Origin of the sequence: Streptococcus shenyangsis (assembly GCF_006385785.1) — a bacterium.
GTDB classification, from domain to species: Bacteria; Bacillota; Bacilli; order Lactobacillales; family Streptococcaceae; genus Streptococcus; species Streptococcus shenyangsis.
In genome coordinates, this window is the sequence record NZ_VFSH01000009.1 from 1 (window position 1) to 18,907 (window position 18,907).

The following is an 18,907-nucleotide window of genomic DNA, read 5'->3' on the forward strand; positions in this document are numbered from 1 at the left end:
TTGGTGTCTTACGAGCTGGTGTTGTTACATTCACTGGTTGTGATGGTTTCTTGTTCGGTTCTGTTACTGTTCCTGTACCTGGGACAGCTTTCTTAGGAAGTTTGTCATTTGGTACTTTACCTGAACCGTCTTTACCGATTTCAACAGTAATTGTGTTTTCATCTTCACCTGGGATTTCTACCTTAGTACCTGGTGGATATGTTCCTCCTCCTGGTTTCTTAGGCGTTACAATCGCATCTCCATTTGGTTGTGGAGTAATTTCAATCTCAACTGGAGTTTGAGTTGTTGGTGTTTTAGGATCTGTTCCATTTTTGATTTCTTCCTCATCTGGAATTCCATCATTATCATCATCTGAATCTTCTTTATCTGGGATTCCGTCTCCATCTGTATCGCGTAAAATTGGAACTGGAACTTTCACAGTAACTGTCTCGCCACCTTTTGTAACTTTAACCGGAATTTCGACTGTGCGTTCTTCTTCTTTTGGTTTCCAATCATTTACCTCTGGTTTTCCTTTAAGTTTACCTTCATCATCTACTGTTAAACCATTTACTGGGCCATCTACTGTAATGCTTGAACCTGGTTTGTTAGGTGTCACAACTGTAACTGGTGTAATTTGTGCTTTTTCCGGAACTGGTGCTGGATTTGTAACTGTAGCTTCTAAAGGTCCATTTGCTGTTCCTCTAGCTACAGGACTCTCAAGAGTAAGTACACCATCAATGTTCTTAGAAACTTTTGCAGTTACTTCTGTTTTATCTTCAACTTCAGTATCAGAAATTGTTACAACTCCTTCAGGTGATACTGATACTTTATCATCAGACTTACCATTTACAGTCCATTTGCTTCCAGATTTCGTAACTGTTACAGTTTCTGGACTTGTTTGACCTGTCGGTGTATAAGTAAGAGTAATTTTATCAATATCTTGTTGATTAGTACTATCAGGTTGTTTTGGTGGGGTAATTGTTACACTACCATTCTCTTTACCTTCTACGATAGGTGCTGTTGGTGTTACTGCTAGAATTACTTTACGCTTGATTTCTGCTGGTGCAAATACATCTCTAGTCGTGCTAGTAGCATCTGTCATATTATTAGCTTTAGTACCTGGGAAGATTGCTGTTGCAGTTCGAGTATATTTACCTGAATTGTCAAGTGTTGTTCCTCGATCTTTATTAACGCCGTTTCTGTCTTTCCAGGTCCAAGTCATACCACTTGGTAAATAATTGTTACCACGATCTGCTTTATCTTCACTATCGACTACTTTCAGATAGTTATGCGCATCAATATTTTTAGAACTATTATCTTTATTTAATGTTGAAGCAACTGGTACTTTTGCGATACCGTTTTTATCAACATTTTTAGTTTCAATATCAACTACGCGGTACTTGAATTTGAAATCACGGCTATCTGAAGGATTACTTCCTTCTACATGAATAGTTGATTCATGTACTCCTAAAGTTTCAGTATCCAATACAGTTCCTGAAGATAAGCGAGTTTTATATTTCTTATCTTCTGAACTTCCATCTTTACCTGTTTGAGCTGTAAATGTAGATGGAGTTGCTCCTGGATCTGGAGTCACTCCTTTTGGAAGTCCTCCCTTAACTTCTACTTTAGAAATCACACCAGAGTTATCCGATACTTTTAGCTCTGGGTTAAATGTAGCTCCACGATAAACTGTAAAGATTGGTTCATTAGCAGTTTCTGATAACTCTTTTCCATTTAGACTTGCTTTTGGTTTTTCATTATCCACTACATTGAAAACAACATCTCTCTCAGCTTTTTCTGGTGCAAATACTTGGACACTACCACGCTGACTTGGATTTTTAGGGAACACCGCAATCGCTTTATGAGTTTGCTTTCCTACTTTAGATAAAGTTACATTCGTATCTGATCCGTTAGCATTGTCCCAACGGAATTTCATTCCTCCTGGGAAGTGGACATCTGCTTGCGATTCTACAACTGGTTTACCTGACTTGTCTTGCTTACCAGCTGTATTTAGGTATTCATTTGGATCACCTGACTTGCTGTTTAATTCGACTGTCTTAGGTGTGTTTTCCACGACAACATCGACAACTTTATACTTCATCAGATAAGTAGCATTATTTACACCATCAGAAATTTTGAACTTAGCTACGTGATCTCCTAGTGTTTGTGTATCCGCTACTGTTCCTGTAGATAAAGGAGTTGCATATGGAGCTTTTTCAGTTTTTCCAGTTTGAGCTGTGTAAGATTGCGGTTGAGATCCTTTTGGTAAGCCCTCAACACTCATCGACGTAATGTTACCTGAATCATCCCATGCTTTAACAGTCGGATTAAATGTAGCTCCACGATAGACATAAAACTGTGCAGATTGTGGTTCATTCTCTGTTAAACGAATTCCGCCAACCTCAACGATTGGTTTTTGGTTATCACGTGGTGTTACATTGAAAGTAAATTTTACAGGGTCAGCTTTATTACCTGCATCATCATGAGCTCCGAAAGTAATCTCATGTGGTCCACCAACGTCTTCTTTCTTAGTTGTAATAGTAATTTCAATTACTTTTTCAGTTTTAGTAATTTTTACATTTTTATTTGTTGCTTGACGAGAAAGAAGTCTATCACCATATTTTTTAAGGAAATCATCAGGATCGATAGTAACACTTTTATCATCTTTTGCTGTTATTGTGAAGGTTACTTCTCCACCTTCTACTACTGTTTGGCTTTTTCGTGAAATTTCTAATGTAGGTTTTTGGGTATCTCGTTCAGGGGTTGGTTTTACAGGAGTACTACGTTCAGAAGTTACTGTTCCACCATTATTCACAACTGTTTCAGCTGTAATAGGCTTTTCTGGTAGAGTTCCTTTAACTGTAACTTTCGCAGTGCCTCCAGTAGTTTTTCCAGTTCCGATAACTGTATTACCTTCGTAAAGATTCACTGTCGAACCATCTGGCACTCCGTTTCCGACATTTACAGTAACCTCTTGCCCAGTCTTCCCTGCTTTTTCATTTACAGAGCTTTGATCAATAGTAGGTTGATTTGGAATAACCTTTAATGTAGCAGTAGCAGTATTTGAAGAATTGTCGCTGTAGGTAGCTTTTACTTGACGCTGGAATACTCCTGCTGTACCAGTACTTGGTTGTCCATTTGGCCAACTCCAAGACGTGTTGTTAGGAAAACTTGTACTTCCATCCTTACGCGCTACAAAACCAATTTCTACTGGTTTATTTAAATTTCCAAGAGGTTCATCGACTTTCTTTGTAACCTCTTTACCGATAATAGGGTATTTTGTACTTTGTTTAACAGTCGGTTCTACATTTTCATTAGGTTCTTTCCCTGACACGAAAGTATAGGATTGGTGCGTTGTCAGACCAAAACTGCTTGCAACACCTATAGTAAATGCTTGTCTAACTTCTTCATCCGTTACATCTGGTCTTAATTTTGCTTTTAGATGCATATGAACAGCAGCTGTTTTATCGTTAGTTTTCAATCCTAACCCATAACTCTTGTCTTTGTGATTCCCTTCTAATTTTACAGCCTTTTCCAAATCAGGCTCATATCGATTCGCCTTAAAGATATCCCTCATATCTTTCCAATGATCTCCTGATGCACGGACACCTGCACTGTTAAAATAGGTAAATCCATTCTGACTTCGCTCATTATCATTTGCAAAGTGGTAATTCAGTTTCCTTTCAAGATAAAATTTCTCTGGATTTTGTGAGAGTGTCCCACCTTCATTTTGATTATTTCTACGATAGATTTCAAAGTATAAATCTCTAATAGCGTCTGTTTTATAATATCCGTTAGGTTGCAAATCTAAGATTTTAGGTTGCAACAATAGTCTATATGCCTGTTGATAACTATGTTCAGCTATGTTTTGACCGTTATTATTAAAGAACACATCGTAAACTACATATTTTTGCCCATCAATCGTCTCAATTCGACCGGTCATATCCACTTTTTGCTCTACGAATTGTCTGTCGTTATTCCTCTTATTCCCATCTCTATCACTTCCATAGAAACGTTGATAAGATAATAGATTGTCTTGATTGGTCCATCTTGAAGATACCGTTGCAGCTCTTCCACCTGTTCCTTGACCCATGCTCTTGCCATTACGCGGATCATGAGAACCTGAACTCAAACGCGTTGTAGCGTTTTTAACAGAGTTAAACATTCTCTTCACAAGTTTGTTCATATCTTCAACTTCATTCAGAGAAACTGTTGTATTTTCAAGAACACCTTGGGCTAAGCCCAATAGTTCATTGGCTTTTTCAAGAACTTCTTTGCTAGTCTCCTGCTCAGGCAATTCCAGAACTGCTGCCTTCAATTGATCTACAGATACTTTCAAAGCATCTTTTTTAGCTGATACAGTTTGGCTCTCTTCGCTTGCGCTTACTTCAGGAGAAGATTGGTTGGCTAGGTTATCAGCTTGCTTCTCAGTTTTATCTACTTGTTTATCTACTTGTTTATCTACTTGTTTATCTACTTGAACCTCAGTTGCTTCCTTAGCAGCTGATACGACTGTCACATCTTTAGACAAGAGTACCGCAAGCTCATCAATATCCTTTTGAGCTAGCTCAGAACTTTCTAAGGCTTCTTTCCCTTTTTGAAGTCTATCTTTGACAGATGATACTACTGACTCGTCAAGGTTTAATTTAGTTGAAAGAAGAGCATTTAATTCTTCAACTACTTTTCTTAACTTGGCTTTATCAACTGTAGGCGCGCTATTTTCAGGAACTGCAGGCACTTGATTTTCTGGTGATTTATGTCCTTCATCTACTTTGTTTGCAGTAGATTCTGTAACATCCTCAGGCAAATCAACCTTACTTTCAGGTGTTACTACACCAGCAGTAGAGTGTGAAGTCTTGTCGACTAGACTATCCGCACTCGCAACGCGGGCACCTAAAAACATCAGCGCTGCAACAGCAACTGAAGCGGCACCGAAACTATACTTACGAATAGAAAAGCGCAAAACTTTTTCACGTTGCTGGCGCCTGATTCTATTGAGTGAATTTGATTTATTTTCCATTGTTCCTCCTTATGTTAAAATACAAAATCAAATTAAAAGCAATATTCCCTCTGGGAATAAAACAATAAAAACCACTATGATGGACATTTCACATCACAGTTTTGACAGCTAGATTATACCACTTTCAATATATTTAATCCATTAAAATGGTATAAACACAAGCAATCCAAAGAAAGCGCAATCAGCAAATATATAATAATTAAAAACAACTCTGAATAACGATAAATATCCCATCCTTAATTTTAAAATATTCTTCAGATATGCCCTATAAATATAACTTTATATTATTACAAAATCAAAAAAATAAATTTCTTCCTTAAAAAACAAATATATAATAGTTTTAATTAAAAATCCTATCATTGGTTCCGTGTACCTATAATTTTAAAGTATATACTTATACAACAATATTTCTTGAATAGTCTATCAACAAAAGGGGAACCTTGATTTCAAATGAGTATCGCAGATTGAAGCTAGAATAGTATAACATGACTTCTAATTCATTTTTAAAAATTAATCTAAATCCCCTAATCGATTTGTACATATTTTATTTCAACCCATGATCTCTAGGTACGAATATTGATATCTACTTTTTTCTAGAATACGACAACAGCCTTGTACCTCTTGAAATGAGGAACAAGGCCGTTTCTTTATCTTTTACATTCATTGTCCACTTAACAATGAACAATTCATATTTTGACTACATTTTTATTTTAGTCTTCTTTTTTCTTTCCAATAAGAAATCTGAGACCGCCTAGCATACCAAGAAGTCCTAGAGATGCAAGAGTAGCATTTGATTCTGTTCCTGTATTTGGTAATACAGTTTGAGAATCATTTGACTTAGCTCCGTTATCAACAGTAGTCTTAGTATCTACCTGATCTGTACTCGGAGTAACTGCATCTGGAATTGGAGTTGGTGATGCAGGTGTGTCTTGACCAGAACCACCATTCGTATCAGGTGTCACTGGTGCAACTGGAATAGGAGCTGGAGTTGTTAGCTCAGGTGTATCATGACCAGAATTTTCATTAATATCAGGTGTTACTGGCGCAACTGGAATTGTATTTGGATTTGTACTTCCACTTACTTTTCTGAAAATGTGAGTCATTACTGGTTCATTTTCATCAATCACAGTTCGTACAAATTCATATCCAAGAATTGATCCATGTTCAGCATCCTTTTCACTACCTGACTTAACAGATGGTTTCAATACATTTTCATCTTCATCAATCCAGTGAACCTCAATCATGAGCTCTGGCAATTCAATTGAATCTGGTAATACACCATTTTCAAAAATTGTTACATTAGGCGGAGTTGCTGGATTTGGAGTTGTACTTCCACTTACTTTTCTGAACATGTGAGTAATTACTGGTTCGTTTTCAGAAATCACAGTTCGTACAAATTCATATCCAAAAATTGATCCATGTTCAGCATCCTTTTCACTACCTGTCTTAACAGTTGGTTTCAATGCATTTCCAGCTTCATCAATCCAGTGAACCTCAATAGTTAATTCTGGTAAAGTAATTGACCCAGGCAGTTCACCGTTTTCAACTATTACCTTAGTTTGAGTTGTTACATTAGGAACTTCCACAGAAGGTTTACCTGGATCAGTAGTCTTACCTATACCTGGTTTTTCTACATCAGGTAGACCACTGTTTGGTACTTTACCTTTACCAACTTCACCTGGGATTTCGACCTTAGTTCCTAGTGGATATGTTGAGCCACCTGGTTTCTTCGGTGTTACTGTAACTTCACCTGTCTTAGGATCTTGTTCTATCTCTACTTTTGGTTCTTTCGCTTTACCATAAGTTCGAACTGTTGTTGGAGTTACCTTACCTGTTTTTGGATCAACTTCATAGGTAGTGGTATCAATCACATCACGACCTTCAGGATCTTTAGATTGTTCAACCTTAGTTTTCGCACCAACTTTAACGACTGTCTTACCTGATGGGGTGACGACTGGGTTACCAACGTGTGCTGTGATATGACCGTCCTTTGGATCTACATCATAAGTGGTTGTAGTAACTGTTTTACCTTTTTCACCCTCAATACGCTCATCTGATGTACCGAAGTCTTTTTCAACATCTTTAACGTATTCCACTTCTGGTTCAATCGGCGTTTCTACTACTTTGTCTTTAGCTGGAACTTTGACAATTGTTGCTGTTGGATTTACTACTACTGGTTCTCCTACTCTTTCTGTAATTGTTCCATCTGCTGGATTTACTTCGTAAGTAGTTGTTGTTGTACGTGAACCTGCTTGGCCTGCTTCTTCTACATTGTCTTGTCCTTTGTCGCGTGTATCATCTTTTACGTATTTCTTAGGTGATGGGATTTCTGTTGTTTCTACTTTATCCTTAGCTGCGACTTTGACAATAGTATTAGTTGGTTCTTTCGTACGAGCTGGTTGACCAACTACAGGCGTTATCTTACCAGTCTTCGAATCTACTGTGTACGTTGTGGTGATTGTTTCCTCTCCTGGAGTTCCTTCTCGTCTAACTGATTCTGAATCTTTATCACGACTATCGTCTTTTTCATAGACAACAGGGGATGGTACAGGTCTTGTCTCTGTCGTTGGTTCTTTGCTTGTTCCATATGTTCGAACTGTTGTCGGAGTTACCTTACCTGTTTTCGGATCAACTTCATAGGTAGTGGTATCAATCACATCACGACCCTGGTCATCCTTATTACGTTCAACCTTAGTTTTAGCTCCTACTTTAACGATTGTCTTACCTGCTGGAGTGACGACTGGATTACCAACGTGCTCTGTGATATGACCGTCCTTTGGATCTACATCGTAAGCAGTTATAGTAACTGTTTTACCTTTTTCACCCTCAGTACGCTGATCTGGTGTACCGAAGTCTTTTTCAACATCTTTAACGTATTCCACTTCTGGTTCAATCGAGATTTCTACGACTTTGTCTTTGGCCGAGACCTTGACCACTGTAGTAGTTGAAAGTTTGATAACAGGTTGACCTTCATGTGGAATGAGGCTGCCGTCTGTAGGATTAACTGCATATGTTGTGGTTACTGTTCTGGTACCTGGAGTACCAGCTACTGTTACATTAGCTTCACCTTTGGCTCTTGTGGCATCTTTTTCATAACGAACACTTGGCTCAAGTTGGGTAACAACAACTGTAGATTTGGCACCACTTTGTTTGAAGATTTCCTTTTTCTCTGTTGGAGTAAGGGTAGCTGTACTTGCATTGACCGCGTAACTTGTAGTCTTCTTAACCACGTCGTCGCCTTCTTTTAGATATTCAACCTCATCTTTGGCTGGGACCCTAACCACTGTAGGTTTTGATGGAACTACCACTGCCGGTTCTTCATGCGGAACAAGACTGCCATCTGTAGGATTAACTGTGTAGGTGGTAGTTACTGTACTTGTTCCTGGGGTACCAGCTGTTGTTACATTAGCTTCACCTTTAGCTCTCGTGGCATCTTTCTCATAACGGACACTTGGCTCAAGTGGTGTAACGATAACTTTAGATTTAGCACCGTTTCTCTTGAAGATTTCTGTTGTCTCTGTTGGAGTTAGGGAGCCCGTACTTGCATTGACCGCGTAAGTTATGGTCTTCTTAACAACATCATCGCCTTCTTTGAGGTATTCAACCTCGTCTTTAGCTGGCACCTTGACCACTGTCGGAGTCGAAGGGATGGTAACAGGTTGGCCTTCATATGGAATGAGACTGCCATCTGCAGGGTTAACAGTATAAGTAGTAGTGACTGTGCTTGTTCCTGGTGTACCAACTGTTGTTACATTATCTTCACCTTTGGCTTTTGTGGCGTCTTTTTCATAACGAACACTTGGCTCTAGTTTGGTAACGGCAACTGTAGATTTAGCACCATTTTGTTTGAAGATTTCCTTTTTCTCTGTTGGAGTAAGAGCACCGGTACTTGAATTGACCGCGTAACTTGTAGTCTTCTTAACCACGTTGTCGCCTTCTTTGAGGTATTCGACCTCATCTTTAGCTGAAACTTTGACCACTGTAGGAGTTGACGGTTTGATAACTGGTTGGCCTTCATGTGGAATGAGACTGCCATCTGTCGGATTAACTGTGTAGGTGGTAGTTACTGTTCTTGTTCCTGGTGTACCATCTGTTGTTACATTAGTTTCACCTTTGGCTCTTGTGACATCTTTTTCATAACGAACACTTGGCTCAAGTTGGGTAACAACAACTGTAGATTTGGCACCACTTTGTTTGAAGATTTCCTTTTTCTCTGTTGGAGTAAGGGTAGCTGTACTTGCATTGACCGCGTAACTTGTAGTCTTCTTAACCACGTCGTCGCCTTCTTTTAGATATTCAACCTCATCTTTGGCTGGGACCCTAACCACTGTAGGTTTTGATGGGACTACTACTGCTAGCTCTTCATGTGGAATGAGACTGCCATCTGTAGGATTCACAGTATAAGTAGTAGTGACTGTGCTTGTACCTGGAGTACCAGCTACTGTTACATTTTCTCCACCTCTAGCTCTTGTAGCATCTTTATCATAACGAACACTTGGCTCAAGTGGGGTAACAACAACTGTAGATTTGGCACCATTTTGTTTGAAGATTTCCTTTTTCTCTGTTGGAGTAAGGGTACCTGTACTTGCATTGACCGCGTAACTCGTAGTCTTCTTAACCACGTCGTCGCCTTCTTTGAGGTATTCAACCTCATCTTGGGCTGGGACTTTGACTACTGTCGAAATTGACGATTTGATAACTGGTTTGCCTTCATGTGGAATGAGGCTGCCATCTGTCGGATTAACTGTATAGGTGGTAGTTACTGTACTTGTCCCTGGAGTACCAGCTGTTGTTACATTAGCTTCACCTTTGGCTCTTGTGGCGTCTTTTTCATAACGAACAATTGGCTCAAGTGGTGTAACCACAACTGTTGATTTGGCACCATCTTGCTTGAACACTTCCTTTTTCTCTATTGAAGTAAGGGTACCTGTACTCGCATTGACTTGGTAACTTGTAGTCTTCTTAACAACGTCATCGCCTTCTTTGAGGTATTCAACCTCATCTTTGGCTGGAACTTTGACCACCGTAGGAGTTGACGATTTGATAACTGGTTTTCCTTCATGTGGAATAAGGCTACCATCTGTAGGATTAACCGTGTAGGTGGTAGTTACTGTTCTTGTACCTGAAGTACCAGCTGTTGTTACATTAGCTTCACCTTTGGGTCTTGTAGCGTCTTTTTCATAACGAACACTTGGCTTAAGTGGTGTAACCACAACTTTAGATTTGGCACCTTTTAGATTGGCAACGTCTTTCCTTACTGTTGGAGTAAGAGCACCTGTACTGGCATTGACCGCATAAGTGGTTGTCTTCTTAACAACATTATCGCCTTCTTTGAGGTATTCAATCTCATCTTTGGCTGGAACTTTGACCACCGTAGGAGTTGACTGTTTGATGACGGGTTTTCCTTCATGTGGAATAAGGCTACCATCTGTAGGATTAACCGTGTAGGTGGTAGTTACTGTTCTTGTACCTGAAGTACCAGCTACTGTGATTTTTGCTTCACCTTTGGCTCTTGTGGCATCTTTTTCATAACGAACATTTGGCTTAAGTGGTGTAACCACAATTTTAGATTTGGCACCTTTTGGATTGGCAACATCTTTCCTTACTGTTGGAGTAAGAGCTCCTGTACTTGCATTGACCGCGTAAGTGGTTGTCTTCTTAACAACATCATCACCGTCTTTGAGGTACTCAACCTCATCTTTGGCTGGAACTTTGACCACCGTAGGAGTTGACTGTTTGATGACGGGTTTGCCCTCATGCGGAATGAGGCTACCATCTGCAGGGTTAACAGTATAAGTTGTAGTGACTGTTCTAGTGCCTGAAGTACCAGCTGTTGTTACATTTTTTCCGCCCTTAGCTCTCGTAGCGTCTTTTTCATAACGAACACTTGGCTGTAATGGCGTAACAACAACCTTAGCCTTGGCACCATTTTGTTTGAAGATTTCCTTTTTCTCTGTTGGAGTAAGAGCTCCTGTACTTGCATTGACCATGTAAGTGGTTATCTTCTTAACCACATCATCGCCTTCTTTGAGGTATGTAACCTCATCCTTAGCTGGGACTTTGACCACTGTCGGTTTTGATGGGACTACTACTGCCGGTTCTTCATGCGAAACAAGGCTACCATCTGTCGGATTGACTGTGTAGGTTGTAGTTACTGTTCTAGTGCCTGGAGTACCAGCTTCTGTTACATTTGCCCCACCTTTGGCTCTCGTAGCGTCTTTTTCATAACGAACACTTGGCTCGATTGACGTAACCACAACTGTTGATTTGGCACCATCTTTCTTGAACACTTCATCAAGTGTATTTTTAGTAATCTGCCCTGTATCGGGATCTTTGATACTAACAGTTGTTGACTTAATGATGTCATCTCCACGTTTACTATATACAACAGTTTCTCCAACTTTTTCTACAGATTTAGCTGTTGTCATTTTTTTATCTTGATAACCTGTCCCATCTAAGGAAATTCGTTTCCCAGACATGAACTCTGATCGTCTATTAATCATATCGGCTTCAAAATAAGAACGTGAACTATGACCTCCTTTTGTATCCCCAACATTTATGACAACATCACTATCATTACTGACACTTTTTCCTATAGTAGAATCATTATTAACTATATAATGTGTCATTTTTCCAGACTTAGCTATGTTTTTACTGTCTAATCCTTTTTGCCAAAATTCAGATGATGAGAAATAACTTGTCCTCACTTTTGGGGCATTAAAGGTTGTTCCTTTTTTTAATACATTATTATAAAAGTTTCTATAAGCCCGCTGTTCTTTAGAAGACATGACTCTGCTGTCAGAATATGCCAACTGATAGGCTTCAACCATTGCCCGTTGTACTAAATATCCTCCTAAAGAGTGTCCTGTCAAATATAGATTGGTAATGCTCTTATCTTTAGCCAGTTCACGCATGATATTTTCTGCATCAATCCCTTGTTGAGGATTGCTTCCTAATCCAAGTGTTATATCAGTTCCTATATCTTTGGCATCACTTGTTCCACGAAAGGCTAATACTTGTGCAGTTCCGTTTGGTAAATATGAGAAATCACTCTTAGTTTCATACAAGACAGCATCTAGTCCACTGGAGGTATGGTAACTTTTTTTCCTTTCCCAATAAGGCCCCAATTCCTTATTCATCATCATATACTCATAACGTGGTCTACTGTCATCATTCTTTTTATATAACTCTGACTCTGTTAAGGGTTTCTTATGATTCAGCACTCTATCAATATAATTATCATCACGGTAGGACAATTCCATGAACATAATCATATCGCGCTCACTGACATTCCATTTTAATTTTTCATCTGGCTTTTCTTTACTGTCAATAATACCATCACCATCAGTATCTTCTAATAAGGGATGACTATTATAGCCTACATACTTTTTCCCGCCTTTTTCATAAATATAAAGTTCTTCTTTATCCTTCAAGAAATCATCATCTGTATAAGCTTCTGGACTTAACTCAGGGCCGTTTAATAACAAACTGTCAAGCTTATTACCTTCTGAACCGATTACTCCTGCTTTGATTTTTTTAGCATCTTCCTTAGTCAATTCATATTTTTTTATCTCGGAAGGATTCGATGCCGCTCTCACCGCTGGAAGACTTGATCTGTCTTCACCCGCCACGGAAGCCCTTGTGGTCAAGCTATTATTTTCTTTATCCCCAGATGTCTCAAGTTCTGTAGTTCTTGTAGATATTATTGGAGTATCTTTTGGAGCTGGACTGGAGATAGCACCTTGATTCTCTGGTGAATTTTGATTCTCTTCTTTTTTCTCCACAGTAGGGGTCGCATTCTCCTTTTCAGAATTAGCCCCTATCTCTGTTGCCACATTATTTTCCGTAGAAGCAAGTACTCCCTGGGATGGTGCAAACAAGGCAATTCCTATTAATACAGAAGCCACTCCAACAGAAAACTTTCGAATCGAAAAGCGTTGGCGTTTATTAAAAATGTCTTTCATTTTATTAACTTTCTTTCTAACTATTTTTTACAAAATAGAGGGTTCTAATATTTTCCCTTGACAGAATACTAGATCGTTTCTTGACTAAAATGTTAGAGCTTTTCCTCTACTTGATTATAAGCTACTACATTGATTTCTAATCATATAAAAAATAGATCGCTTAATATTACTAAAATATCAGTAAAATATAAAAAAATGTAAATATTTCACTTCTAACACTGCCATTATACCATAAAAAATCATAACACTCATGTGTTTTAAAAAAGTTTGTCAAAAAGTCTTCAAAATCATAAAAAACGCATAATATCAGGCATTACAGTCCTTGATACCATGCGTTTGATTGTGGGAAAATGTGCTTCATTTTCTCCTAGAATTGAGTTTTCGCTCATTCTCGTCAAATTTAGATTTTTTCTTCTTCGATATCAATCACAATCTCTTCTGATTCATCAAGAGTTTCAGCCTTTTCTTGCCATTGCCCCTTGAGATTATTGAATCGATCTTTTGATGCTTCTGTCGCTTGACGAGCACATGATTTGGCTTGAGCAAGTACACTGTCCACAGTGATTTCACCTGACTCAACCTGTTCTTTGGTTTTTAGAACAAAATCTGTAGCTTGTTCCTTAACTTCTGTCAGTTTTTCACAGACCTGCTCTTTGGCATACTCAGGATCTTCTCTCAAATCATCTAGAAAATCTTGAGCCTGACTGCAGACTTGTTTGCCCTTGTCGCTTGTTAAAAACAAGGCAAGAGCTGCACCTGAAACGGTTCCTAAAAGGATTGAGGATAGTTTACCCATAAGGATTCTCCTTTTTTATTTTTTGAAAAATTTACTTGCAAGACGAAGAGCTGATAAACTTGCACCAGTCTTAATGGTTTTTGAACCAGCTGATGAAGCTTTCTTGCTCAAGACACGCGCATGGTCATTGAGGTCTGAAACAGATAGAGATAAATCTGCAACAGCACTAAAGAGTGGATCAATTGTTGCCATCTTGACATTGATATCATCTGCCAAGACATTGACCTTAGCTAGCAATTCATTGGTGTGATGCAAGGTCACATCCACATCTGAAGTCAAGGTTTTAATCGTTTTCTCTGTTTCATCGATCACACGTCCAAGCTTTTGTACAGTAATAATTAGATACACTAAAAATACAATCAAAGCAAGGGCGACAAGAATATATGCAACTTCTAACATTTAGTTTTCCTCCTCTGTAACATAGTAAGGGGCCTTCTTTCGATTTTGATATAGAATGATAAAAATACCAAGACCGATAAGGACAACTGATAGCCATTGAGATACTCGAAGACCAAAGAACATGAGGCTATCTGTCCGCATACCTTCGATGACCATACGACCAAAACCATACCAAATCAAGTAAAAGGCCGTGATATGACCTCGTCTGAGACTTTTCCATTTTCGTCTGAATATCAAAATCAAGGCAAATCCAAGTAGATTCCATAAAGACTCATAAAGGAAGGTCGGTTGACGGTAGCTCCCCTCAATATACATCTGGTCACGGATAAAGGCAGGTAGATAATCCAGATTATCCACTGCTGCACCATAGGCTTCTTGGTTAAAGAAATTGCCCCAGCGTCCCAGACTTTGGGCAATCATGACACTTGGTGCCGCAATGTCTAGAAAATCCCAAGTATTGATAAGTTTACGATCAGCAAAGATATAAAGTACAAGGGCACCAGTTATCAAACCACCGTAAATGGCCAAACCACCATTCCAAATGGCAAAAATCTCTCCCAAATTCTGACTATAATAATCAAAACGGAAAATGACATAGTAGAGACGAGCTCCTAAAATAGCCAAGGGAAAGGCTACTAAGATAAAATCTAAAATATCGTCTGGTATGATCTTCTTTCTAGGCGCTTCTTTCATGGTCAAATAAACCGCAAGAATCAAGCCCGTTACAATACACAAGGCATACCAACGAATAGCTAGAGGACCTAGATGAATAGCAATTGGATCAAGCATCGTGCACCTCGTTCTGAGCAATAAGATTTGTCAAGCGTTCTTCGAATAAACGCGTCGCATCAAAGCCCATTTCCTTGGCACGATAGTTCATGGCAGCTGCCTCTATTACTACAGAGATATTACGACCTGTTTTCACTGGGATGCGGATACGAGGAATGGCTACGCCAGAAATTTCTATTTCCTCCGCATTGTTTCCAAGACGATCAAAAGTCTTATGTGTATCGTAATTTTCCAAGTAGACAGCCAGCTGAACTTGTGAAGAATCTTTTACAGCACTCGCACCGTAGAGGCTCATGACATCGATAATCCCAACCCCACGAATTTCAATCAAGTGTTTCAAGATTTCAGCAGGTTCTCCCCAAAGAGTTAATTCATCCTTAGAATAAATATCTACCCGATCATCTGCTACCAAGCGGTGCCCACGTTTGACCAGCTCCAAGCCTGTCTCACTCTTACCGATACCACTATCGCCTTGAATCAAGACACCCATCCCATAGATATCCATCAAGACACCGTGAACACTGGTGCGTTCCGCCAAACGAGAATCCAGATAACTAGATAATTCTCCAGACAAACGACTGGTAGCTGTACGGCTAGTTAAAATGGCAATCTTACATTCTCTGGCTGCCTTTAGCATCTCCTCTGGCACCACCAAACCACGGGCAACAATGACCGCAGGTGTCTCAGGTAGAAACATTTTTTTCAAAACTTCATAACGGCTGTTAGAAGGCATGCTAATCAGATAAGACCACTCCTTCATCCCCAAGAGCTGGATCCGCTCTGGCGTGTAGTAGTCAAAATAACCTGTCATTTCAAGACCAGGTCGCGTAATGTCCGCTGTATTGATTTCCTTTTCAAGCAATTCTGGTTCGCTATAGACAATGTCTAGTCTAAGCTTTTCAATCACTTCTTTTACTAAAACCGACATCATTTCCTCCTTCAATCAAGTTCTTTTTACTATTATATCAAATTGTAGGAGGATATTTGAGATTTTTGCAGGCTTTGGAGTATTTATTTATACTCAATGAAAATCAAAGAGCAAACTAGGAAACTAGCCACAGGCTGCTCAAAACACTGTTTTGAGGTTGTAGATAAGACTGACGAAGTCAGTCACATATATACGGCAAGGCGACGTTGACGTGGTTTGAAGAGATTTTCGAAGAGTATTAAAAGAAAAAGGACTAGATTACTCTAGCCTTTCATTTCAATTAGAATTTTTTACGTTTACGAGCTGCTTCTGACTTACGTTTACGTTTTACAGAAGGTTTTTCATAGAATTCACGTTTGCGTGTTTCTTGAAGAGTACCAGCTTTAGTAACCGCACGTTTGAAACGACGAAGTGCGTCGTCAAGAGATTCATTCTTACGTACTACTGTTTTAGACATTTTTTTCACTCCCTTCAAGTTCAAGATCTATTCTATTCTACACGTAAAAGGAATAATTGTCAAGAAAAAATGCGGTTAAATTTAGATTTTTTCTGCCATTTATACAAGTCTTGAAAGCGTTCAATAAAAAATACTGAATGGTTTCACTTTTTTATTTTTCAAGTAAGCTAAGTGCTTCAGCATCTGCGATGATGGTCACATCAGGGTGGTTTTGTAAACTACTTGCTGGTAGACTTTCAGTCACTGGGCCAGACACTGTTCCAGCAATAGCTTCTGCTTTCGATTCACCGTAAGCAAAGAGCAGGATTGACTTGGCATCCAAAATATTTTTAATCCCCATTGAAATAGCTTGGGTTGGGACGTCTTCAATCTTGTCAAAGAAGCGCGCATTAGCTTCGATAGTAGACTGATCAAGTTCTACAAGATGTGTTTGGCTATCAAAGGCAGTTCCTGGCTCATTAAATCCGATATGTCCATTGCGACCGATTCCCAAGATTTGCAGATCAACTGGATGATCAGCCAAAATTTGGTTGTAGCGTTCAACTTCAGCTTCAGCATTGTCCTTAACTCCACGAGGCAAGAAACTTTCTTTAAATGGTTTTTGGTTGAACAAGTTTTCTTGCATGAAGTAACGATAAGACTGTGGGTTGTCCCCATCAAGGCCTACATACTCATCAAGGTTCACACTAGTTAGATTTGAAAAATCAAGGTCACTCTCAACAATTTCCTTGTAAAATTCAAGCGGACTGCTTCCTGTCGCAAGTCCTAGAGTTTGAGCGCCGTTGTCCAATTTTTCCTTCAAAATCTCAAAAGCAACTTTTCCACCTTCGATTTGGTTTTCAACTTTAATAACTTTCATCTTTTCATCCTCCGTTTCAATCTATATTTATTATATGGTATAGACCAATTTTTGTCAAGTGAAAACGATTTAATTTCCAAAAAAAGAGCGCCTATACTTGAAACATGTTATAATGGATAGGATTAGAACTTAGAAAGAATGAACAGATATATGAATACAGCTGATTTTGATTTCCACTTGCCTGAGGAATTGATTGCCCAAACGCCCCTTGAAAAACGGGATGCCTCTAAACTCCTCATCGTCAATCGTGAGACAGGAGAAATGCAGGATAAACACTTCCACTCTATTATTGATATGCTGGAACCTGGTGATGCCCTTGTTATGAACGACACCCGCGTTCTCCCCGCCCGCCTCTATGGTCAAAAGGAAGAAACTGGAGGCCATGTAGAGCTTCTCCTGCTCAAAAACACTAGTGGAGATGAGTGGGAAGTTCTGGCTAAACCTGCCAAACGCCTCAAGGTTGGCACTCGTGTCAGCTTTGGTGATGGTCGCCTCAGCGCTGTCGTGACAGAAGAATTGACCCACGGGGGCCGTATTGTCCGCTTTGAATACCAAGGAATCTTCCTAGAAGTCTTGGAAAGTCTGGGAGAAATGCCTCTGCCACCTTATATCCACGAAAAACTGGATGACCGTGAACGCTATCAAACCGTCTACGCCAAGGAAAGTGGCTCTGCTGCAGCACCAACTGCTGGACTTCACTTCACCAAAGAACTGCTAGCAGAAATCCAAGCTAAAGGAGTTCATCTGGTCTATTTGACTCTCCATGTCGGACTCGGAACCTTTAGACCTGTTTCTGTGGACAATCTGGATGAACACGAAATGCACTCAGAATTCTACCAGCTTTCTGAGGAAGCAGCTGCAACCCTTCACTCTATTAAAGAAAACGGTGGTCGTGTCATCGCTGTCGGAACTACTTCCATCCGCACTTTAGAGACTATTGGTTCCAAGTTTGCTGGGCAAATCCAAGCAGATTCTGGCTGGACCAATATCTTTATCAAACCTGGCTATGAATGGAAGGTTGTCGATGCCTTCTCAACCAACTTCCACCTCCCAAAATCTACTCTGGTCATGCTGGTTTCTGCCTTTGCAGGTCGCGAATTAGTATTAGATGCCTACCACCATGCCATCCAAGAACACTACCGCTTCTTTAGTTTTGGCGATGCCATGTTTATCTATTAATTTCATAATGAAAAAACGCATATTATCAGGTATTATCCTTTGGTGCTCTAAGCTTTTCTAATGATAGACAAAGTCTGAAAAGCTCTCAGAATCGTTGTCTCAGCACCAAAAATACGTGAAATTTGCATAATTAAAATAAATTTCAGGGGGTTATACAAAAAAACGACGATTTAAATCGTCGTTTTACTTAGATAAATATGCAATCTTTTTTTGAAAATACGTCTATTTATTTTTTATTGTTTTTTTATTGTAGAGCAGACCCAAGCGAATGAACATAGGTTGTAAAAAGCAAATGAAAAAATTGCGAGGATAATAGCTTCTGTGCCAAAATAACCCATTTCGAGACCTTTTTTCAACAACAACAAGCCTATAGTTTCGATAACGATCAAATATAAAAATATATAAAAAATTTTCGCATTAAGCATATTGTTACCGCTTTCTTTTTGTTTGGTTTTATTGTATAACAAAAGTTGAAAAAAATCAAAAATACAAAGGAGTTTCCGTTATGTCTAAGATGTTTAAATGCATGTGTTTGCT

The 18,907-nt window shown here is 39.2% G+C and carries 9 protein-coding genes; 1 reads left to right on the plus strand and 8 read right to left on the minus strand.

Annotation, left to right across the window (positions count from 1 at the left end; translation table 11 throughout):
- The 8 genes from FJR77_RS07190 to FJR77_RS07230 form a co-directional block, all read right to left on the minus strand.
- Positions 1-4,999 (minus strand): YSIRK-type signal peptide-containing protein (locus FJR77_RS07190; RefSeq protein WP_140834160.1); only part of this gene is annotated, 4,999 nt, incomplete at its 3' end.
- Between the two features lie 710 nt (positions 5,000-5,709).
- Positions 5,710-12,963, minus strand: coding sequence for a G5 domain-containing protein (locus FJR77_RS07195; RefSeq protein ID WP_140834159.1), 7,254 nt, complete (start codon positions 12,961-12,963; stop codon positions 5,710-5,712).
- 400 nt (positions 12,964-13,363) lie between these two features.
- Complete coding sequence (locus FJR77_RS07205) at positions 13,364-13,759, minus strand: YtxH domain-containing protein (protein WP_140834155.1); 396 nt, start codon at positions 13,757-13,759, stop codon at positions 13,364-13,366.
- A 15-nt stretch (positions 13,760-13,774) separates the two neighbouring features.
- A complete protein-coding gene (locus tag FJR77_RS07210; protein ID WP_020900901.1) occupies positions 13,775-14,158 on the minus strand; it encodes a DUF948 domain-containing protein in 384 nt (127 codons plus the stop codon).
- Complete coding sequence (lgt, locus tag FJR77_RS07215) at positions 14,159-14,947, minus strand: prolipoprotein diacylglyceryl transferase (protein WP_033679925.1); 789 nt, start codon at positions 14,945-14,947, stop codon at positions 14,159-14,161.
- Complete coding sequence (gene hprK / locus FJR77_RS07220) at positions 14,940-15,875, minus strand: HPr(Ser) kinase/phosphatase (RefSeq protein ID WP_181146621.1); 936 nt, start codon at positions 15,873-15,875, stop codon at positions 14,940-14,942. The genes lgt and hprK overlap by 8 nt, the downstream gene beginning before the upstream one ends.
- A gap of 280 nt (positions 15,876-16,155) precedes the next feature.
- A complete protein-coding gene (gene rpsU, locus FJR77_RS07225) occupies positions 16,156-16,332 on the minus strand; it encodes a 30S ribosomal protein S21 (RefSeq protein ID WP_000048054.1) in 177 nt (58 codons plus the stop codon).
- Positions 16,333-16,483: 151 nt separating this feature from the next.
- Entirely contained in the window at positions 16,484-17,191 is a 708-nt protein-coding gene (locus FJR77_RS07230) for a glucosamine-6-phosphate deaminase (RefSeq protein WP_140834151.1), read from the minus strand.
- 150 nt (positions 17,192-17,341) lie between these two features.
- On the opposite strand from FJR77_RS07230, the gene queA reads away from it, so the two are divergent.
- Positions 17,342-18,370, plus strand: coding sequence for a tRNA preQ1(34) S-adenosylmethionine ribosyltransferase-isomerase QueA (gene queA, locus FJR77_RS07235; protein ID WP_125451442.1), 1,029 nt, complete (start codon positions 17,342-17,344; stop codon positions 18,368-18,370).
- The last annotated feature ends 537 nt before the right edge of the window (positions 18,371-18,907 follow it).